16 protein-coding genes and 1 pseudogene are annotated in these 19,531 nt (G+C 67.3%); 5 read left to right on the top strand and 12 right to left on the bottom strand.

The features are described from left to right. Positions 1 to 75: 75 nt before the first annotated feature. Positions 76 to 567, bottom strand: coding sequence for a hypothetical protein (locus QE394_RS11225; RefSeq protein ID WP_349034519.1), 492 nt, complete (start codon positions 565 to 567; stop codon positions 76 to 78). Then, positions 554 to 2,539 carry a primary-amine oxidase gene (locus QE394_RS11220; protein WP_261619513.1) on the bottom strand — a complete coding sequence of 662 codons (1,986 nt, stop codon included), beginning with the start codon at positions 2,537 to 2,539 and terminating at the stop codon, positions 554 to 556. The genes QE394_RS11225 and QE394_RS11220 overlap by 14 nt, the downstream gene beginning before the upstream one ends. A 124-nt stretch (positions 2,540 to 2,663) precedes the next feature. Here QE394_RS11220 and QE394_RS11215 point away from each other — a divergent pair, with 124 nt between their 5' ends. Both QE394_RS11215 and QE394_RS11210 read left to right on the top strand, forming a co-directional pair. Next, positions 2,664 to 3,254: a TetR/AcrR family transcriptional regulator gene (locus tag QE394_RS11215; protein ID WP_261619514.1), complete on the top strand. Its 591-nt coding sequence runs from the start codon at positions 2,664 to 2,666 to the stop codon at positions 3,252 to 3,254. 203 nt (positions 3,255 to 3,457) lie between these two features. Continuing rightward, a complete protein-coding gene (locus QE394_RS11210; RefSeq protein WP_045730732.1) occupies positions 3,458 to 3,634 on the top strand; it encodes a CsbD family protein in 177 nt (58 codons plus the stop codon). Positions 3,635 to 3,723: 89 nt separating this feature from the next. Here the strand turns inward: QE394_RS11210 and QE394_RS11205 are convergent. After that, positions 3,724 to 4,176, bottom strand: a pseudogene (locus tag QE394_RS11205) (DUF1345 domain-containing protein); the annotation flags it as partial. 175 nt (positions 4,177 to 4,351) lie between these two features. Here QE394_RS11205 and QE394_RS11200 point away from each other — a divergent pair. Further along, the gene (locus QE394_RS11200) at positions 4,352 to 5,317 is read left to right on the top strand and encodes a helix-turn-helix domain-containing protein (protein ID WP_349034518.1); all 966 of its coding nucleotides are present in this window, start codon (positions 4,352 to 4,354) and stop codon (positions 5,315 to 5,317) included. A 3-nt stretch (positions 5,318 to 5,320) separates the two neighbouring features. Here the strand turns inward: QE394_RS11200 and gdhA are convergent, their stop codons facing one another. Continuing rightward, positions 5,321 to 6,658 carry an NADP-specific glutamate dehydrogenase gene (gene gdhA / locus QE394_RS11195; RefSeq protein WP_056081241.1) on the bottom strand — a complete coding sequence of 446 codons (1,338 nt, stop codon included), beginning with the start codon at positions 6,656 to 6,658 and terminating at the stop codon, positions 5,321 to 5,323. A 204-nt stretch (positions 6,659 to 6,862) separates the two neighbouring features. On the opposite strand from gdhA, the gene QE394_RS11190 reads away from it, so the two are divergent. Next, the gene (locus QE394_RS11190; protein ID WP_349034517.1) at positions 6,863 to 7,501 is read left to right on the top strand and encodes an AmiS/UreI family transporter; all 639 of its coding nucleotides are present in this window, start codon (positions 6,863 to 6,865) and stop codon (positions 7,499 to 7,501) included. Here the strand turns inward: QE394_RS11190 and QE394_RS11185 are convergent. Then, positions 7,494 to 8,984 carry an APC family permease gene (locus QE394_RS11185; protein ID WP_349034516.1) on the bottom strand — a complete coding sequence of 497 codons (1,491 nt, stop codon included), beginning with the start codon at positions 8,982 to 8,984 and terminating at the stop codon, positions 7,494 to 7,496. The two genes, QE394_RS11190 and QE394_RS11185, sit on opposite strands and share 8 nt — an antisense overlap. Positions 8,985 to 9,237: 253 nt before the next feature. On the opposite strand from QE394_RS11185, the gene treS reads away from it, so the two are divergent. Beyond that, entirely contained in the window at positions 9,238 to 11,532 is a 2,295-nt protein-coding gene (gene treS / locus QE394_RS11180) for a maltose alpha-D-glucosyltransferase (protein ID WP_056081249.1), read from the top strand. On the opposite strand, the gene QE394_RS11175 is transcribed toward treS, so the two are convergent. From QE394_RS11175 to QE394_RS11145, 7 genes are all read right to left on the bottom strand, one after another. Further along, a complete protein-coding gene (locus QE394_RS11175) occupies positions 11,463 to 12,824 on the bottom strand; it encodes an MFS transporter (RefSeq protein ID WP_349034515.1) in 1,362 nt (453 codons plus the stop codon). The genes treS and QE394_RS11175 overlap by 70 nt on opposite strands. A 42-nt stretch (positions 12,825 to 12,866) precedes the next feature. After that, a complete protein-coding gene (locus QE394_RS11170) occupies positions 12,867 to 13,430 on the bottom strand; it encodes a TetR family transcriptional regulator (protein WP_082497414.1) in 564 nt (187 codons plus the stop codon). A 10-nt stretch (positions 13,431 to 13,440) separates the two neighbouring features. Next, positions 13,441 to 14,022 (bottom strand): sugar O-acetyltransferase, encoded by a 582-nt coding sequence (locus QE394_RS11165; protein WP_261619518.1) that lies wholly within the window; start codon positions 14,020 to 14,022, stop codon positions 13,441 to 13,443. Positions 14,023 to 14,151: 129 nt separating this feature from the next. Next, a complete protein-coding gene (locus QE394_RS11160; protein ID WP_349034514.1) occupies positions 14,152 to 15,642 on the bottom strand; it encodes an aldehyde dehydrogenase family protein in 1,491 nt (496 codons plus the stop codon). After that, positions 15,639 to 17,159 (bottom strand): alanine/glycine:cation symporter family protein, encoded by a 1,521-nt coding sequence (locus tag QE394_RS11155; protein WP_349034513.1) that lies wholly within the window; start codon positions 17,157 to 17,159, stop codon positions 15,639 to 15,641. Before QE394_RS11155 ends, QE394_RS11160 begins: the two co-directional genes overlap by 4 nt. A gap of 3 nt (positions 17,160 to 17,162) precedes the next feature. Then, positions 17,163 to 18,056, bottom strand: a complete 894-nt coding sequence (gene dapA, locus QE394_RS11150) for a 4-hydroxy-tetrahydrodipicolinate synthase (RefSeq protein ID WP_349034512.1) — start codon at positions 18,054 to 18,056, stop codon at positions 17,163 to 17,165. Positions 18,057 to 18,115: 59 nt separating this feature from the next. Next, entirely contained in the window at positions 18,116 to 19,501 is a 1,386-nt protein-coding gene (locus tag QE394_RS11145; protein ID WP_349034511.1) for an NAD(P)/FAD-dependent oxidoreductase, read from the bottom strand. Positions 19,502 to 19,531 lie beyond the last annotated feature (30 nt).

The following is a 19,531-nucleotide window of genomic DNA, read 5'->3' as shown; positions in this document are numbered from 1 at the left end:
CGGCGGAGCCCGGCTTTTGCGCGGAGCACCGGGCCCGGGAAGGCCAAAAGCGTGCCCTGCGTGACGCCGGGCGGCTCAGCCAGGCCGGCGTTCAGCACGAAGCCGCGCCACCAGCGTTGTGGCGAGCAGCGCGGTGGTGAGTTCGAGGGCGATGACCAGCAGCAACTGCAGGCTGGCCTCCGCCGCGGGCAGGGAAACGGCGGACGACGCCGGCCCTTCCCCGTGGGCGTGCACCGCACCGGCCGTGCCCAGCAGCAGGGCAGCGTGCACGGCCACCATCGCCACGGCGGACGCCGCCACCTGGTGCAGGGGCCCCACCCGGCTGTGCCGCCAGATGTGCACGGTGCAGGGAAGGCAGGCGGCTGCGAGGGCGAGCATCAGGAAACCCAGCCAGGGTCCGTGGTGCCCCGGGACAGCCAGCCACAGGTGCGCAGCGCAGGACACTGCGGTGACCACAGCGCAGAGGCGCCGGTGCAGGACGGGACCGTGGGCGCGGACCCGTCCGCCCGGCGTCGTCCGCGTGGCTGTGCCGCCCGGCGTGGCGGGGGCCAAGCTAGTGGCAACCACCGCTGCTGCCCCCGCTGTGGCATGAGGACGCCTGCTGGTTCGGGTTCGCGGGGACGTCCAGGACTGGGCTCCTGTCGAAGAAGCCCTCGGGGCGGAGCTTGAACCCCACGGTATCCACGGGCATGATGGGCCAGTCCTCCACCCGAGGGAAATGGGTGAGGCCGAAGGTATGCCACACCACGATGTCCTGGCCGTTGATGTCCCGGTCCTGCGCCACATACCCGGGCAGGCCAGCTCCGCCGCCGTGCTGGTTCACGAAATCCCCGGTGGGGTACCGCTCCTCCTCGGCGTACCGGGTGACCCACAGGTCCTTGGTGGCGAACGCCGCACGGCGGGCAATGGAGGAGTCCGGATCGGCCAGCAGCGTGGGCTGGTTCTGCGAGTGGAGTTTGTAGCCCACCGGCTCGCCCAGCCGGTTGCGGGATTCGGGGTTGGAGATGATCCAGGTGCGGCCGGCCCGCGCGTCGGCTTCGCGAACGGCTTCGGATTCCCGGGTGAGCAGCGTGCGCTTCCGGGAGAAGGCGTTGCCCCGCTCGTTGCCGGGGCCCATGGCCTGCCGGATGACGTCTTCTTCCTCCACCCTGTTGGTGAATCCGTCGATGGCCATGTCCAGCCTGGCGCTGAAGAGATGCTGGTGGAACGGTGCGCCCAGGCCGGGGGCGAGCTGGGAGATGTTGTCCGAGCCGCCTTCCGGGAACGCCGACGTGAACACGACGCCGGTGGCCTTGGCCTCGAACTCGATGGTGCCGTCCAGGTAGAGGTACCAGTAGAAGCCGTAGTCGTAGTTGCCGATGGTGGTGAAGAAGGAGATCACCAGGCGGCGGTTCCGGCGGGTGTAGGTGATCCCGCTCCAGAGGTCGGAGTGCTTGGAGAGGATGCTCCAGTCCTCCTCGTGCATGCAGATGCCATTGCGGATTTCCCGGGGGTTGCCGAACGCATCGCTGATGACGGGGCTCAGGTAGGTGATCTCGCCCAGGCAGTCGCAGCCCAGTTCCAGCGAGTTGGCGTACTGGCCCACCAGGTATTCGCCGGTGTCGAAGTAGTTCTGCCAGGACCGGATGGGGGACGGGTCGCCGTACGGAACCACCATCTCGGCGATGGAGCCCCGGTTGATGATGGGCCGTTTCCGGTCACCGTCCTGGAATGCGAGATTGTGGAGGACCACGCCTTCGCGGGAATCGAACCCCACGTCCAGGCTCCACTTTTCCCATTCCACGTGGTTGCCGCCGGTGACGGTGAAGCTGGGCCCCTCCGGCTGGGTGATGCTGATGGGCTTCTGCGTGGTGCGCAGCGGGCCGGTGAGCTCCGGGTCGGTGTAGTTGCCGTGTTCGGCGGGAACCGGGACGGCGCCCGTGTCCAGCACCTGCGTGACTTCCTGGCTGACGACGTCCACGTACGCCACCAGCCCGTCCACCGGGTGCGCCCAGGCGCTGTCCTCCGGGAACTCCTGGACGAACGCCAGGCCGCGCAGGATGCGCCGGCCCTTTTCCTCCGGGTACTCGAAGACGCCGGCGGAAAGTGGTGCCACCCGGACCTTCCTGACGTCCAGGTTTCGGTCCGCCAGGGCCTGCAGCCAGCGTCCGTCAGTGGCAAGCAGCGACTCCACCACCTCGAACTCCTCTTCGAGGACCGGCAGTTCGCCGGTCACCGCGGTGTCGAGTTCGACGGCGGTCTCCACCGTCCGCTGCGTCACGGAGACCACAACATCGCGCGGCGCAGCGCCGGAGACATCGTGGATGAAGGTACGGAACCGGCGGTTCACTGCGCCGACGTCACCGCGTGGGTCCGCGCCACGCGGGTCCGTGCCGCGCGCCGGATCCAGCAGCCCCAGGTAGGCGATGCGGTGCTGTGGGCCAAAGAGCCCGTTGGCCTGGAGGATGGAACGCACTTCGAGGATCTCCGCTGCCGTGACCGGCCCATAGGAAGATGCAGAGGCCGATTCCGTGCTGGTTTCAGTGGGGGTGAGAGTCATGGGAAACCTTTTGATCGGGCCGTCGCCGGCTGCCGGTGGTTTATTTTCTATAGTTGTAGAGAATAAACGTCCGTAACATGGCCCACAAGAGTCCGAGCCAAAAAATTTCCGGGAGTGGTCCGCGGTGCCGAAGATTGTTGACCATGACGAGCGGCGCCTGGAGTTGGTGGATGCCACCTGGCGGATCATCGCCAGGCAGGGCATGGAAGGCGCCACCATGCGGGAAATCGCACAGGAGGCAGGCTTCGCGAACGGAGCCCTGAAACCCTATTTCCCCACCAAGGACACACTCCTGGAGTTCGCCTTCGGGCACGTGTTCAACCGGACCAACCGTCGCATTGCGGAGGTCACCGGGGGCAGGTCCGGCCTCGACGCCCTCCAGGCCTTCTGCCTCGAGGTCCTCCCGCTGGACGAGGAACGTGTCAACGAGGCCCGCATCGTGATCCCGTTCTGGCAGAAGGCGGTCACCGATACCGGGAAGGCGGAAATCCACCGGCAGTCCATGGAGGAATGGGTGGAGACCATCCGGCGCTACCTCGCGGAGGCGCGTAAGAGCGGCGACGTGCGTGCCGCCGTCGACGATTCCCTCCTGGCCCGCCAGCTCCTGAACATGCTGCTCGGCGCCCAGATCGAGGCCGCACTCGCCCCGCCGGACCGCATGGAGTTCGGCCACGCCGCGCAGCTGGAAGGCTATCTGGCCCTGCTGCGCTGCTGAACCGCGCCACAGCCACCCCCGGCAGCGCCGGGAAACGCAGCCAGACCGTGCCGCAGCCGGGACGCTGCAAGGGGCCCTACCCTAATCCTGTGAGTTTGCCTTAAACCCGCCGGGAATGGGACGCGGGAAACTAAAAGCATGCTTAGTATTGAGGGTCAGGTTCCGGGACTTCCCGGGGCGGGTACGAACGCAAGGAGCAGCTCATGGGTTTGGACGACAAGATTGATAACGCCGCGGAAAAGCTTGGCGGCAAGGGCAAGGAAGCTGCAGGCCACGCTTCAGGCGATGAAAGCCTGAAGGCCGAGGGCAAGACCGATCAGGCCAAAGCTGACCTGAAGCAGGCCGGAGAAAAGGTCAAGGACGCCTTCAAGAAGGATTAGTCCCAGGCCGGCTCCCGGTACAGCAATGGGTGCAGCCCCCTCAGGGAGACTGCACCCATTCGCATGTCCGGGCATGCACCTGGCTCCGCCTAGCGGACGAGGCCCGAGACCAGGTTGATGGTGGTGGCCAGCACGATGGTTCCCAGGAGGTAGGACAGCAGTGCCTGCCGGAGGACCGCACCGCGGATCGCCCGCGTTTTGAGGCTCATGACCGAAACCTGGAAGGTCATGCCCACCGTGAAGGCCAGGTACGCAAAATCCCTGTGGCGGGGAGGTTCCTCCTCGTTGAAATCGACCCCACCCCGGTCCCGGTAGAACATCGAGGCGTACCGCAGGGTGAAGAGGGTGTGCACCAGGAACCAGGACAGGGCGATGCCGCCGAGGGCCATGGCCACCATGGCATCTTTGGCGAAGCCCTCCGCCGTGGACGCATCGACGAGGGTGAGGCCCACGCCGGCGAAGCTTGCCACGGTTGCGGTCAGGACCAGCGCGTCGGAGAACACCCGGCCCGGGTCTTCGCGCCGCGCATGGGCGGCGGTGGCCTCCGGCCCGAAGCGCGCTCAGGGGACGGACGACGACGGCACGCGGGAAAGTGCCCCCGTCGCCTTTTTTCGCCAAGTGTTGAAAAAAAATTCCAGGGACCCTAACCTGTTGTCACTGTGTTCCACGACACAGTCCCGGGGGGAACGTCCGAGTGACCACTCGTCAGGAGCAGCCATGCCAGCACCCGTCCGGGCCACGGTCCCCGCAAGCCAGGCCCTCACCGCCAGCATTGCCTCATCGTTCGACCACTGGAAGCATCTGGTGGCCGAGTCCTTCGTGCCGCTGGCGGCGGAGACGGCAGACGTTGAGGGTTTCCGCGGACAGCTGCGTTCCAGGGTCCTGGACCGGATGTCCATCGTGGAGGTCACGGCCACATCCCACGAAGTCCACCGCACGCCGGCGCTCATTGCCCGGGCCCACGAGCGGTACTTCAAACTGAACCTGCAGCTCGAAGGCACCGGCCTGCTGATCCAGGACAACCGGGAGGCGGTCCTCCGCCCCGGCGACCTCGCCATCTACGACACCAACCGGCCCTACACCCTGGCCTTCGAGGACACCACACGGATCCTGGTGGTGATGTTCCCGTGCGACGCCCTCGCCCTGCCCACGGATTACGTGGGGCAGCTGGCGGCAGTGCGGATGGCCGGCGATGGCGGTCTCAGCGGCATCGTGGGGCAGTTCATCCGGCAGCTGTCAGGGAACCTGGACGTCCTCAACGGGCCCAGCGGGTCGAGGCTGGCGGCAAACGCCCTGGACCTGGTGTCCACCATGCTGCACGCCGAGATGGACATCTCCCCGGACCGGATGAAGCCGCAGGCACTGCTGGCGGTGGCGGTGCGGGAGTACATTGACGCGAACCTGTCGGACCCACTGCTCTCGCCGGCCAGCATCGCCGCGGCGCATTTCATTTCCACCCGGCACCTGCACAACGTCTTCCACGAGTCCGGCACCACGGTGGCCAACTGGATCCGGACGCAGCGGCTCGAAGGCGCCCGCCGCGACCTCCGGGACCCGCTGCACGCCGGGCTGCCGGTCGGCGCCGTGGCCGCCCGGTGGGGTTTCCTGGATGCGGCACACTTCAGCCGCACGTTCCGGGATGCGTTTGGCGTGCCGCCGTCGGACTGGCGCCGCGGAACGTAACGGTCAGATCAGGCCCTGGGCCAGCATGGCATCGGCCACTTTAACGAAGCCGCCGATGTTGGCGCCCAGCACATAGTTGCCCGGCTGGCCGTACTCGTCAGCGGTGGACGCGCAGCGGTGGTGGATGCCCACCATGATCTCCGTCAGCCGTTCCTCGGTGTGCTCGAAGGACCACGAATCCCGGCTGGCGTTTTGCTGCATTTCCAAAGCCGAGGTGGCCACCCCGCCCGCGTTGGCAGCCTTGCCGGGGCCAAACAGCAGCCCGGCGTCCTGGAACACCGCAACGGCGTCGCGGGTGGAGGGCATGTTGGCGCCTTCGCCGACCGCCAGGAGGCCGCCGCGCACCAGGCGGGCGGCAGCATCGCCGTCGAGCTCGTTCTGCGTGGCGCAGGGCAGCGCCACCGTGGCGTCGACGTCCCACACGGATCCGCCGTCCACATAGGTGACACCGCCGCGGCGTTCCGCATAGTCCTTCAGGCGGCCGCGCTCCACTTCCTTCACCTCGCGAAGAAGTGCGACGTCGATGCCCGCCTCGTCCACCACGTAGCCGGACGAGTCGGAGCAGGCCACCACTGTGGCGCCCAGCGATTGCGCCTTGGCGATCGCGTTGATGGCCACATTGCCGGAACCGGAAACCACCACGCGCTGGCCGTCGAAGGAGGATCCGCGGGTCTTCAGCATCTCCTGCGTGAAGATGACCGTACCGAACCCGGTAGCTTCGGGGCGGACCAGCGAGCCGCCCCAGGAGATGCCCTTGCCGGTCAGGACGCCGGACTCGTAGCGGTTGGTGATGCGCTTGTACTGGCCGAAAAGGTAGCCGATTTCGCGGCCGCCCACGCCGATGTCGCCGGCCGGGACGTCGGTGTATTCGCCGATGTGGCGGTAAAGCTCGGTCATAAACGACTGGCAGAAGCGCATGACTTCGGCGTCGCTGCGGCCCCGGGGATCGAAGTCGGAGCCGCCCTTACCGCCGCCGATGGGCATGCCGGTGAGGGCGTTCTTGAAGATCTGTTCAAAACCCAGGAACTTGACGATGCCCAGGTACACCGAGGGGTGGAACCGCAGGCCGCCCTTGTACGGCCCCAGCGCTGAGTTGAATTCCACCCGGAACCCGCGGTTGATCTGGACGCGTCCGGCGTCGTCGGTCCACGGGACGCGGAAGATGATCTGCCGCTCGGGCTCGCAGAGCCGTTCCAGGATGGCGGCTTCAAGGAACTCGGGGTGCCTGTCATGAACGGGCCCCAGGCTTTCGAAGACTTCCACCACAGCCTGGTGGAATTCCGCTTCGCCGGGGTTCCTGGCCAGGACGGTGTCCCTGATGGCCTCGAGTCGAGCATCCATGATGTTTTCCTTACCGTGGCCGGACGCGGGACGGCACACCGGAGGCGGCGCTGTCCCAAGAGGTTTACGTTTCAACCTAACCGATTGCGACTGCCGCCCGCCAAGCGAAACCCACTTTCTCAGCTAATCTCCGTATTGTGACAACGAAATTCCATTCAGCGATATCTAATGCCGGTCGTCACTGCGGCTCACAGGCGGCCTGACATGGCGTACCTGTGCCTCCTGCTCTCCGGCGCCGTCCTGCTGGTCAACGGCCTGGCCACCCTGAACCGGCTGCCGTGGCGGGACGCCGCCATCCTGAACCTGGTGGTGGGGGCCCTCCAGCTGCTGCTCGGCCTCATGTCCCTGGCGGGTGGCGCGGCGCAACTGCTGACGGTAGCCGGCATGTTCCTGTTCGGACTGACCTACGTCTACGTGGGGCTGGACGCCCTGCTGCACCTGGGATCGAAGGGGCTGGGCTGGTTCTGCGGCATGGTGGCCGGACTGGGGCTGCTCCTGGCCGCGGCCTGGCTCGGCACCGATCCCCTGCTCGCAGTCTTGTGGCTGGCCTGGGCCGTGTTGTGGGCCGCCCTGTTCGGTTCCCTGGCACTGGGCCGGAGGCGGATGGACCCGTTTATCGGGTGGTCCCTGGTGCTGGCCGGCCCCGTTACCGCCACCGGTCCGGCTTTCCTGGGGCTGGCCGGCAACTGGCCGGCCGGCCCGGAGGTGGCGTGGGCGGCCGCCGCCGCCGTGGCAGGGCTGTTCTGCGCTGCGCAGCTGCTGGCCCGGCGCGAGACGCTAGCTGCGCACCGGGCCAATCCGCTGCCGCCGGGTCCTGCGGCCGGCAGGGCAACACTCAGCTGAGCCGCGGGTCCGGCTCTGCCGTTCCGCGCCCGGCACCGTCAAGGTGGCGCTGCACCCTGGCTTCCACCAGCACCCCCGCCACGAAGACCACGGGGACGGCCACCAGCAGGGCCGCTGCTGTCTCCCCACTGCCGCCGATCAGGGCGGTGAAGTTGCTGACCACCAGGTAGAGGACCCACGCGAGCAGGACGGAGGCGAGCGCAGGGGCGATCAGCGTCTGCCACAGCCCGGCCCCGGCGGATTCGCGGCGGAAGAAGCCGACGACGGCCACGGAGCACAGCATGTACAGCACCAGCAGCGCCGCCACGGCCAGCCCGCTGAACCAGGAGAACAGGGTGAGGACGGGGTCCAGGGCGAGTGCCGCGAAGGGCATCACCAGGACGACGGCGGCGGCAGTTTGGATCCAGGCGGCGACAGCGGGTGCACGGTGCCGGTTGGTCCGGGCCACCCGGGCAGGCATGGAACCGCGGAGCGCCAACGAGTGCAGGTAGCGGTTGATGCCGTTGTGGAAGGCGATGATCCCGGCCAGCAGCGACGTCACCAGCAGGATGCCCGTGACAGTCCCCGCCCACGGACCGAAGAGTTCCACCATCGGGCCGAGCACGAAGGAGGTGGCATCTCCGGATTCCAGGGCTGCCCCGGCGGCGTCCATCACCCTGGACGGCCCGTAGTAGCTGACCAGCATCCAGGAGATGAAGGAAAAGAACACCGAAATGACGCCCACGGAAAGGTACGTGGCCCGTGCCACTGTGCGGTGCGGGTCCTTGGCTTCCGCCGAGTAGATGGCGGTGGATTCGAACCCGAACATGGACGCCACGGCAAACATGATGGCCACCCCGGGGGCGCCGGCGCCGATGGCCTGGGGCGAGAAGGATGCCGCAACGCTGATGCCCTCCGGGCCGCCGCCGCTGAAGAGTACGGTGAAGCCGAACAGCAGCAGCACGGCAACTTCCAGGCCCACCAGCAGGGCCAGGATGCGGGCGCCGAGTTCGATATTCAGGGACCCGAGCACCTGGACGCCGGCCATGGTGGCCAGTGCCAGCAGCCACCAGGGAACGTCAAGGCCCGCAGAGGCGAGGAGCCCCGAGAAGGCCGCACCGTACAGCCCGTACATGGCCGCCTGGATGGTGTTGTAGGCCAGCAGGGCCAGCCAGGCCGCACCCGCACCGGTTCTCCGGCCGAACGCGGCCGTCACGTAGGCATAGAAGGCGCCGTTGGCCTGGATCCTGCGGCTCATGGCTACGAAGCCCACCGCGAAGATGACAATCACGACGCCGACAATCAGGTAGGCGCCCGGGGCGCCGGCGCCGTTGCCGAGGGCTGCCGCGAGCGGTGAGGCGCCCACGATGCCGGTCAGCGGCGCCTGGGCGGACAGGACAAAGAAGAGAATGCCCATCACTCCGACGCTTCCGGCGCGGAGGGCGGTGGAATGCTCCCTGGCCGGAGCGTCAGTGGTCCGGGGTTCAGAATTCGAAATACTCATAAGGGTCCTTCTCACGGTCATGAGCGGGGAAGTTGTTGAGGAATCCAGCTTCGCAGCGGGGATCAGGCGGCCGTTTGTCCGCCAGCGACCGGTTCTTGTCCGTGAGCGCAGCGGTACGTATGACAGTCCTTTACTGCCGCACCGCCGCGGTTCCGCGAATAGCCCTTGCCCGCCGGGGTACGGTGAATTCGTGCGCAAGGTGTCCCGGGGCTTCGCCTCCGGGCCATGGAAGTAACCTTCGGAAAGAGGAACCATGAGCGAACCGACCACCAGCGAGGGGATTTTTGAAGCAGATGCCCTCGACGTCGAAGAAGGCCAGGAGACGGCCGCTGCCACCGAGCAGGCAGCCGACGCGGAGATCAGTTACGACGAACAGTTCTACCCGGCGCGCCCCAAGGCCCTGAGGCCCATCGCCCGGCGCCGCCAGTACCTTGCCACCAGGCCGTCCTTTGAGTTCGACGGACGCAACGCCGCCTATGTCGAATGGCTGCGGAACCAGGCGATGCTCGGGGATGCCAACACGCTCGCCCGGCAGCTCTCGGGCCAGGCCAGCATGTGGCAGAACTCCTACGCGCACCCCAACCCGCGGGCCGCCGTCGAACGCGCCCCCGTGTGGTTCACCGCCTATCCCCTGTCCTTCATCACCCAGCCCGGCCAGTCCTTCCTGTCGGCCCTGGGCGACGAGGGAATGTGGGAGGCGTTCCGGAACATCGGCATCCGCGCCATCCACACCGGCCCGGTCAAGCTGGCCGGCGGCATCAGCGGATGGATGCAGACCCCCAGCGTGGACGGCCACTTCGACCGGATCAGCATGGGCATAGATCCGGTGTTCGGCGACGAGGATGAATTCCGGCGGATGTGCGAGGTGGCCGCGGAACACGGCGGCACCATCATCGACGACATCGTCCCGGGCCACACCGGCAAGGGCGCCGATTTCCGCCTCGCCGAAATGAACTTCCGGGACTACCCCGGCATCTACCACATGGTGGACATCCCCGAGGAGGACTGGCACCTGCTGCCGGACGTCCCCGAGGGCAAGGACTCGGTGAACCTCAGCCCGGACGCGGAACAGGCCCTGCAGAAGGCCGGCTACATCATCGGCCGCCTGCAGCGGGTGATCTTCTACGAACCCGGCGTGAAGGAAACCAACTGGAGTGCCACCCGGGCCATCGTGGACACCACCGGCAAGACCCGCCGCTGGGTCTACCTCCACTACTTCAAGGCCGGCCAGCCGTCCATCAACTGGCTGGATCCCACCTTCGCCGGCATGCGCCTGGTGGTGGGCGATGCCCTGCATTCGCTGGTGGACCTCGGCACCGGAGCCCTCCGGCTCGATGCCAACGGGTTCCTGGGCGTGGAGAAGAGCGCCGAGGAGGAGCCGGGCTGGTCCGAGGGGCACCCGCTGTCCGAGGCTGCCAACCAGCTCATCGGCTCCATGATCCGCAAGGTGGGCGGGTTCTCCTTCCAGGAACTGAACCTGACCATCGACGACATCAAGGCCACCTCCGAATCCGGCCCGGACCTTTCCTACGACTTCATCACCCGTCCCGCGTACCACTTCGCGCTGGTCACCGGGGATACGGAGTTCCTGCGGCTGACGCTGCGGCTGTCCAAGGAGATCGGGGTGGACCAGGCCTCCCTGGTCCATGCCCTGCAGAACCACGACGAGCTCACCTACGAACTCATGCACTTCGCCGCGGGCCACCGGGACGACGTCTTCGAGCTCGGCGGCCAGGAAATGACCGGGGCCCAGATCGCCGAGCACGTCCAGCAGACCATGCGGGAGCGGCTCACCGGCGAAAACGCCCCCTACAACTCCGTGTTCACCATGAACGGGATCGCCTGCACCACTGTCAGCTTCATCATGGCCACGCTGGGGATCCAGGATCCGGATGCGTTGACGCCGGAGCAGGAGGCGCAGGTCCTGGACGCCCACATCCTGCTGTCCATGTACAACGCGCTGCAGCCGGGCGTCTTCGCACTGTCCGGCTGGGATTTGACCGGGATTTCGGTGCTGGACCGCGGCACCGTTGGGGAGCTGATCGCGCAGGGCGACACCCGCTGGATCAACCGCGGCGCGCACGACATCATGGGCACCAGCCCGGACGCCACGGCCTCATCCTCCGGAATGCCCCGCGCCCGCAGCCTCTACGGGCCGCTCCCGGAACAGCTCGACAACGAAAACTCCTTTGCCCGCAGGCTCCAGCGGATCCTGGCGGTGCGGGAGGAGCACGGCATCGCCACCGGAACGCTCCTGGACGTGCCGGACGTTTCGCACCGCGGGCTGCTGGTCCTGGTGAACGGGCTGGCCGGCGGTGCCGTCGAAATCACCGTGCTCAACTTCTCCGGCCAGGACATCTCCGGCAGCGTCCGGTCCACCCACCTTCCGCCGGGTGCCAGCGTGCGCGACCTCTTCAGCGGCGAAACCGTGGGCCAGGTGGATGACCTGCACAGCTTCTTCATCGACCTGCCGGCGTATCAGGGCACCGCGCTGCTGCTCGAGGTTGAAGAAGCGGACGACGACGGGTCCCCGGCAACGGAGGCCTGATCCCCGGGGCGGGGCTGCTTTGGCAAGTGGAGCACGCCCCGCCGTGGCGGGAGCACCTGGGCGAGGAAGAGGACCAGGACCCCGGCGAGCGGCACCACCAAAAGGCCGGTGCGCACGCTGGTGGCGTCGGCAATGAGCCCCACGACGGGCGGTGAGCAGAGGAATCCCAGGCGCATCAGCCAGCTGACCAGCGTCAGTCCGGTGCCGTGCCGCAGCCCGGGCAGCTCATCTGCGGTATGCATGGCAGCCGGGACCAGGGTGGCCACACCCAGGCCTGCGGCGGCGAACCCGGCAATGGTTCCGGGGACTGTGGGCCAGGCCAGGGCACAGCCCATTCCTGCCAGGACGATCACGCCGCCGCAGCGGGCCACGGCACGCTGGCCGAAACGGTCCACCAGCCGGTCGCCCACCAGCCGGCCGACGAATTGTGCGCCGGTCAGCGAAACATAACCCAGCGCCGCGAGCGAGGCGGCAGCCCCGAGGGAACCGGACAGGTACACAGCGGCCCACGTGCTGCCCGCGTCCTCCACCAGGCTGCCCGAAACGGCAATCAGCACCAATGCCGCCAGGATTGCCCAGATCTTCAGCGGTGGCCGTCCCGTGGTTTTCGCCGTCCCTGTGGCCTGGGCTTCTTGCGCTGCGGCCGCGGGATCATGGCCCGGCAGGAGCAGCCTCGAGGCAGCAAGTGCCACCGCGGCGAAGACCAGGCAGGACAGGCCGAGGTGGAGCCCCCGGGACAACCCGGCCAGGATGGCACCCGCGCCCATGAGTCCGCCCAGGACGGCGCCGATGCTCCACACCGCGTGGAACGAGTTCAGGATGGACCGGCCGTACAGCCGCTGCACCCTGAGCCCGTGCGAATTCTGGGCCACGTCCGTGATGGCATCCGCCGCCCCCGCGGCAAAGAGCGCGCCGGCCAGTAACGCCCAGGAGGGTGCCACACCGGCCGCCAGCACACCGGCGCCGGTCAGCACCGTGCCGAGTACCGCCACGGCTGCGCTTCCGAAGCGCCGGATCAGCGCGGCGGCGCCCAGGCCCGCCACCAGGGCGCCCAGCGGAAAAGCGGCCACCGCCATGCCGAACTGCGCATTGGAGAGGTGCAGTTCATCCATGATGGCCGGGTAGCGCGGCAGGAGGTTGGCGAACAGGGCGCCGTTGGTCAGGAACAGCAGTGCTACGCCGATGCGTGCCCGGCGGAGCCGTGCTTCCGGGAGTGCTGTGCTGCCGGGACGGGCATCTTTCCTGGAGGAAGCAGGGCCTTCGGAAGGAGGTGGGCTTTCGGAGGAAGCCATGGGGCGGCCTTTCTGGGGGCGTTACGTCAGTGGTTTTACGCGTCAGTGGCGCGGCGCGGCGGGCGTGGTGATGCGGGCTACCGCCTCGGCCGTAGCAGTGCGGTGGTGTTCCTCGATGTCCAGCGCGGCGTGGAGGGACAAGCCTTCAATCAGGGCGTCCAGCATCCGGCACGTGGCGGGGTCGAAGTGCCGGACCAGCGCGTCGCGGCTCTGCTTCATCCAGGCGTGGGTGATCTCGCGATAGAGCGGTTCGCGGGCCGCCAGGGTGTACAGCTCCTGGGTGAGGACCAGTTCGCGGGCTGAGCCGGTGAGGTCCTCGTGGATCAGGTCAACCACGGCGGCACGGGCCTCCTCGAAGGTGGTCGCCCGCGCCATCCGGGCTTCGAAGCGGACGGCGATGGTGGCGGCGAAGCGGGTGAAGGCTTCGCGCAGCACTTCTTCCATGCCGGTGAAGTGGTAGGTCATGGAGCCAAGCGGCACATCTGCCCGGGCAGCGATCTTGCGGTGGGAGGCCCCGGCCACTCCGGCTTCGGCGATGACGTCCAGGGCTGCGGCGATGATGCGGTCACGCCGTTCCGGGTCGAAACGGCGCTGGGTCACTGCCACCGGAATACCCTCACGGCAGGTCCCTGACTACCCGGGCCGGGTTCCCCACGGCCACCACGTTGGCGGGGATGTCCTTGGTGACCACGGCGCCTGCACCGATCACGGTGTTCTCCCCGATGGTCACGCCGGGCAGGACGATGGCGCCGCCGCCCAGCCAGACGTTGTCTCCGATGCTGATGGGCTTGGCCGCTTCGAGCTTGTCCCGGCGCGGCTGGGCTTCGAGCGGGTGGGTGGGGGTCAGCAGCTGCACGTTGGGGCCGATCTGGCAGTCGCGTCCGATGGTGATCGCGGCGACGTCCAGGGCCGTCAGGTTGGAGTTGACGAAGGTGCCTTCACCCACGGTGATGTAGCTGCCATAGTCCACGGTGATCGGCGGCCGGACATCCACGTTGTCCCCCACGGAACCCAGCAGTTCCGCCAGCACGGGCCGCGCGGATTCCGGGTCCTCGATGTAGGCCGCCGTGTACCGGGCCTGCAGCTTCAGGGCACGGTGAAATGCCTTGGCGTTGTCCGGGTCATCGGCGATGTAAAGGTCCCCGGCCAGCATCCGCTCGCGGTTGGTGCGCGGATCATCCGCGAAATAATCGGCCATGCGTACGATCGTACACAGCGGCTTGGCGTACGGACAAGACTGCCTGGACAAGCACCACGCATGGATTTGTGGCACAGGAAAGGCCCCGCCACAGCACCGGAGGCGCTGCGGCGGGGTCTTTGGAACTGCTTAGCCGCGGTTGTACATCACGTGTTTGGTGCGGGAGAAGTCGTCCAGGGCGTAGCTGGAGAGGTCGCGGCCGTAGCCGGATCCTTTGAACCCGCCCCATGGCATTTCGGTGGCGATGACCAGGTGGGAGTTGACCCAGACCGTGCCGAAGTCCAGCTTGCGGGGAACGTTGAGCGAGCGGGCGGAGTCCTTGGTCCACACCGATGCTGCCAGTCCGTAGATGGTTTCGTTGGCACGGGTGACGGCTTCCTCGTCGTTGCTGAACGTTTCCACGCTCACCACGGGACCGAAGATCTCATTGCTGGTAATCGGGGCCCCGGCCGGCACGTTGGTGACAACGGTGGGCTCGATGAAGTAACCGGGCCCGTCGATCGCGTTGCCGCCCACGGCGATGGTCAGGCCGTCCTTCCGGATCTCATCGATTGCTGCCAGGACACGCTCATAGTGCGCCTTGGAGATCATGGAGCCAATTTCGGCGTCACCGCCGCCGGGGGTGCCGACGGTGATTTCGCTGATCTCCCGGACCAGCAGCTCGGTGAACTTGTCCGCCACCGATTCGTGGACCAGGACGCGGCACGCCGCGCCGCATTCCTGCCCGCCGTTCCAGAACCCGGCACTGCGGACGCCTTTAGCAGCGGCCTCGAGGTCGGCGTCGGCAAAGATGACGACCGGTGCCTTGCCGCCCAGCTCAAGGTGCACGCGCTTGACGGTATCGGCGGCGGCTGCGGCCACTTTCTGGCCGCTGCCCACGCTGCCCGTGATGGCCACGAGGTCCACGCCGGGGTGCTCGGAGAGGCGGTTGCCCACCACGCGGCCGGGGCCCGTGACGATGTTGATAACGCCGGCGGGAACCTCGGCGGCGATGAGTTCGGCCAGCTTGAGGGTGGTCAGCGGGGTCTGCTCGGAGGGCTTGAGGACTAGGGTGTTCCCGGCGCCCAGGATCGGGGCGATCTTCCAGGCGGCCATCAGCAGAGGGTAGTTCCACGGCGTGATGACACCGACGACGCCGACCGGCTCGCGGTGGATCACCGAGGTGTGGTTCTCGGCGTAGTCGTCCGCGCCGAGCGTGCTGTAGGCACGGGCGGCGCCGGCCGAAAACCGGAAGGTGTCGATGGCGCTGGAAATGTCGTCTTCCGCCACCGCTTCGGGCTTACCGGTGTTGGCAGCTTCGAGGGTTTCGAACACCGCACGGTTCGTCTCGATGATGTCGGCGATCTTCAGCAGGACGGCGGACCGTTCCCGCGGCGTGGTGGCGGCCCAGGCTGCTTTGGCGGCAACGGCGGCCGCAACGGCGGCGTCGACGTCCTCCACCGTGCCGGCGGGCACCTGCATGAGGATGCCCTCGGTAGCCGGGTTGACGACGTCGGCCGTCTCGCTGGAGGTGGAGGGGACGAACTTTCCGCCGATGAACTGGCCGACGGGAGGGAGGGCGGGTACCGGCGGGGTCTCCGCCCGGAGGACCGTGAAGAGTGTCTTTTCTGCGGTGGTCATGGCGTGCCTGATGTCCTTTCGCTGGAATGCTGCTGGGGGTGGTGGTGGTGTTCGACCGGAACCGGCTTTTCCCAGAAGTCGGCGCCGTCGATGCCCAGGGCTTTGGGGTCGAAGGTGGGGTCCAGGCCGAGTTTGCGCTGGCATTCGTAGTCCTTGTAGATCTTGCGGACCAGCGGGAACAGGAAGGCCAGGCAGATGAGGTTGACCCAGGCGATCAGGCCAAGGCCGATGTCGCCGGCCGCCCAGACGATCTGGGCGTTGATGATCGAGCCCAGGAACACGATGACCATGGTGCCCACCTTGAGGATGTTCTTCCAGAGGTGGCCGGGCCTGCCGTCCAGCAGGTAGAGGAGGTTGGAGTTCGCCACGTAGAAGTAGGCCAGCAGGCAGGTGAAGCCGAAGAGCAGGACGGCGACGGCGACGAACCCTGCGCCCCATCCCGGCACGAGGGTGTCAATGGCTTCCTGGACCCAGTTGGCGCCTACCGGGACGCCGGGCAGGTTGTTGACCAGGTAGCCGCCGGATCCGTCGGCCACGTTGTATTTGCCGGAGACCACCATCATGAGCCCGGTGGCCATGCAGATCAGCAGCACGTCGATGTAGATGCTGAAGGTCTGCACCAGGCCTTGCTTGCCCGGGTGGGACGTGCGGGCTGCAGCTGCGGCGAAGGTGGCCTCGCCGAGCCCGTTGGAGGAGGCGAAGACCGCGCGGCGGACGCCCCAGGCCACTGCGGCGCCGGCGATGCCGCCCAGGACGGGATGGATGCCGACGGCGGACTGGAAGATCAGTGCGACGGCGGCGGGAACGCTGCCGATGCTAATGGCGATGACAGCCAGGGCCAGCACCAGGTAACCGACGGCGAGCAGCGGCACCAGCGCCTGGGTGACCTTCACGAGGCGGGAGGTTCCGCCGAAGATGACGAGTGCGATGAGGACGGTCACCAGGATGGCGGGGATCCAGCTGTCCAGGCCGAATGCGAGCTTGGCGGTTGCGGCAATGGTATTGACCTGCAAGCCGGGGAAGACGAAGCCGTAGCCGATGACGCCGAGCACGGCCACGAGGGCTCCCACCTTGGGAAGCTTCAGGCCGTACTTGATGTAGTACGGCATGCCGCCGATGTCCTCGTTGGCGTTGCGCCGGTCCTCGTCCTGGACCTGGCGCTTGAATGTTTGGGACAGGGCTGCCTCGGCGTATCCGACCGTGCAGCCCACCAGGCCGGTGATGGCCATCCACACCAGGGCGCCGGGTCCACCGGCACCCACCGCGGTCGCCACCCCGGCGATGCTGCCGACGCCGACCCGGCTGGCCAGTGCCAGCACCAGGGCCTGGAAGGAGGACAGGCCGCCTTCGCCGCCTTCGCTGTCCTTGAGCTGCCTAAGCATGTCCGGGATGCGGCGGAACTGGATGCCTTTGGTGGCGATGGAGTAGGCGACGCCCAGGCCCAGGACCACGTAGGCCATGGGCGCCCAGATGGCGTCCGAGACGGTGGACAGGAAGGCGCCGAAATCGGTATCCATGGCCTAGCCGACGGTCTGGTACAGGGCGGACAGGGCCTGCTTGACCCGGTTAAGGTCGTCGCTGTCGAGGTCCGCGGTGGGGCGGCGGGGTGATCCGGCAGGGAGGCCCTGGAGGGCCAGGCCGGCCTTGACGGCGGGAATGAACGGCACGGACAGGAGCGCATCAATCACGGGGTAGACCTTCTTCCACTGGCCCAGTGCACCCTGCAGGTCACCCCCGGCGATGCGACGGCTGACGTCGACGATCTCCCCCGGGACAACGTTGGCGGTGCCTGCCATGACGCCTGCTGCGCCTTCAATCAGGGCGCTGTAGAGGTAGACGTCCCAGCCGATGAAGGTGCCGATGACGTCGGAGTGGTGGTGGATCAGCTGGAGAGCCTGTTCCCAGTTGGCGCTGGAGTCCTTGATGTAGCGGATGTTCTCCACGTCTTCGGCCAGGGCCCGGACGGTGGCCGGGTCCAGGTTCACGCCCGTGACGGCCGGGATGTTGTAGAGCATCACCGGGATGGTGACGGAACGGGCCACGTCCTTGATGTAGGTGACGGTCTCCTCGAGGGTCAGCGGCTCGTAGTACGGCGTGACCAGCATGAGCACGTCGGCACCGAGTTTCTCGGCTGCCTGCGAAAGGCGGATGGCCTCGGCAGTGGAGGTGGCCCCGGTGTTCGCGATGACCGGCACGCGGCCGTTGGCCTGCTGGATGACGGTTTCGATGAGCAGCAGCCGCTCCTCGGAGGAGAGCGCACCCACCTCGCCGGTGGATCCTGCGGCCACCACACCGTCAACGCCGGCGTCGATGGAGCGGTCAACGATCAGGCGCAGGGTCTCGACATCGAGGGATTCGTCCTGCGTGAAGGGGGTGGTCAGGGCGGTGAGGACACCGCGGAGTTGGTTGGACATGAAGTTCTTCCTTACTGAAGTACGGGGGGGCAGGGACGGAGGTTGGGTAGGGCCGGGGGTCAGGCCACGATGGACAGGCCGGAGAGTGGCGGCGCCTGGCGGTGCGTTGCCAGCACGCTTGCGGCTTCCTGGGCTGCGGAGAAGCCAGTGGTGATGGAGCTCTCGGTGTAGAGGGTTCCCAGGTAGTCGCCTGCCAGGAAGACGCGGTCGGTTCCGCGCATCAGGGTGGACTGGATTTTCGCCCGGCCCGGGAAGCAGTACGGTGAGGCGTTCTTCCACCGGTCCACCTTGGCTTCGACGACGCTGTCGGCGAAGCCGTGGCCCAGCACTTGGTCCAGGTCGGTCAGGTGGGTGTTGATGACTTCCTCCTCGGGCTTGTCCAGCAGGGCTGTGCCGAGGCTGGCGGGCGAGAAGGTCATGAAACTGCCGCCGGGCTTGCGGACGGATTCGGTGCCGCGCACGATGCTCGCCTGGTTCAAGGCGATCGCGAACGAGCGCTTGGGGGCGGCGATCGCGTAGATGTCATCCCACGGCTTTGCGGTGGTTTCGTTGGTCAGGAAGGCCGTGCTGACGTGCGGACCGTATTTGATCTGGCCCAGCGCGCCACGGAGGTCCTCCGGAAGGTCCACGGCGATCCTGTGCGAGACGTCGGAAGTGGTGGCCAGGACCACGGTGCGGGCCTCCACTTCGCGGTCGACGCCGTCCTGGCGGTACCGGACCAGCACGGAGTCCTTCTTGTGGACTACTTCGTGCACCGCCGCGCCGAGCTCGATGCGGTCACCCAGTGCCGCGGCGATGGATTCAGTCAGGGTGGACGGGCCACCCACGATGCCCTGGCTGAGGCCCTGGCCGAAACCGAGGACCAGGCTGAAGTAGCCGATGCCGGCGCCCGCGGAGATCTGGTCCATGTCACCGGCAGAGCGGGTCACGGTGGTCTTGAACAGGGCGGCCGCATCCTCGGACAGGTTGCCGATGAAGTCCTGGAAGGAGGAGCTGTTCTCGAAATCGTAGATCCGCTGCTGCCTCATGGCCCCGGATTCACCAGCGCGCTTGCGGACCACTCCGGTGTACTTGGCCACTCCGCTGACCACCTTAAGGCCTGCACGCATGGTGTCCACGCGGGCTGCCAGGGACATCGGGATCCGGAAAGGGTAGGTGGCGATGTGACCCTTCTTGATGAACTTGCCGTTCATGGACAACCCCTGCAGGGAGCCTGGGATCTGGACAGCCATGACGCCGACTTCGTTGAGGAGCGCATCGGTGGAGGACCCGGCGCCGGCGAAGACGTGCCCGCCCCAGTTCAGCCAGTAGTCTCCGCGGCGCTCGGAACGGATGCGTCCGCCCACCCGGGTGCCGGATTCGAGGACAACAGTGTCCCAGTGCCTCAGCCGCCAGGCCGCCGAGAGCCCGGCGAGTCCGCCTCCAACGATTACTGCGTCTTTCATCTGACCGTTCCTTGCTGTTGTTCGTGTGCC

This window comes from Pseudarthrobacter sp. SORGH_AS 212, assembly GCF_030818145.1.
Lineage (GTDB): Bacteria > Actinomycetota > Actinomycetes > Actinomycetales > Micrococcaceae > Arthrobacter.
Note: the sequence above shows the minus strand (reverse complement) of the source record. Positions and strands in the feature narration are given on the sequence as shown.

Coding starts and splice junctions, on each gene's coding strand:
- QE394_RS11220 (WP_261619513.1), bottom strand. CDS start 2,539: ATGACTCTCACCCCCACTGAAACCAGCACGGAATCGGCCTCTGCATCT.
- QE394_RS11210 (WP_045730732.1), top strand. CDS start 3,458: ATGGGTTTGGACGACAAGATTGATAACGCCGCGGAAAAGCTTGGCGGC.
- QE394_RS11200 (WP_349034518.1), top strand. CDS start 4,352: ATGCCAGCACCCGTCCGGGCCACGGTCCCCGCAAGCCAGGCCCTCACC.
- gdhA (WP_056081241.1), bottom strand. CDS start 6,658: ATGGATGCTCGACTCGAGGCCATCAGGGACACCGTCCTGGCCAGGAAC.
- QE394_RS11190 (WP_349034517.1), top strand. CDS start 6,863: ATGGCGTACCTGTGCCTCCTGCTCTCCGGCGCCGTCCTGCTGGTCAAC.
- QE394_RS11185 (WP_349034516.1), bottom strand. CDS start 8,984: ATGAGTATTTCGAATTCTGAACCCCGGACCACTGACGCTCCGGCCAGG.
- treS (WP_056081249.1), top strand. CDS start 9,238: ATGAGCGAACCGACCACCAGCGAGGGGATTTTTGAAGCAGATGCCCTC.
- QE394_RS11175 (WP_349034515.1), bottom strand. CDS start 12,824: ATGGCTTCCTCCGAAAGCCCACCTCCTTCCGAAGGCCCTGCTTCCTCC.
- QE394_RS11165 (WP_261619518.1), bottom strand. CDS start 14,022: ATGGCCGATTATTTCGCGGATGATCCGCGCACCAACCGCGAGCGGATG.
- QE394_RS11160 (WP_349034514.1), bottom strand. CDS start 15,642: ATGACCACCGCAGAAAAGACACTCTTCACGGTCCTCCGGGCGGAGACC.
- QE394_RS11155 (WP_349034513.1), bottom strand. CDS start 17,159: ATGGATACCGATTTCGGCGCCTTCCTGTCCACCGTCTCGGACGCCATC.
- dapA (WP_349034512.1), bottom strand. CDS start 18,056: ATGTCCAACCAACTCCGCGGTGTCCTCACCGCCCTGACCACCCCCTTC.
- QE394_RS11145 (WP_349034511.1), bottom strand. CDS start 19,501: ATGAAAGACGCAGTAATCGTTGGAGGCGGACTCGCCGGGCTCTCGGCG.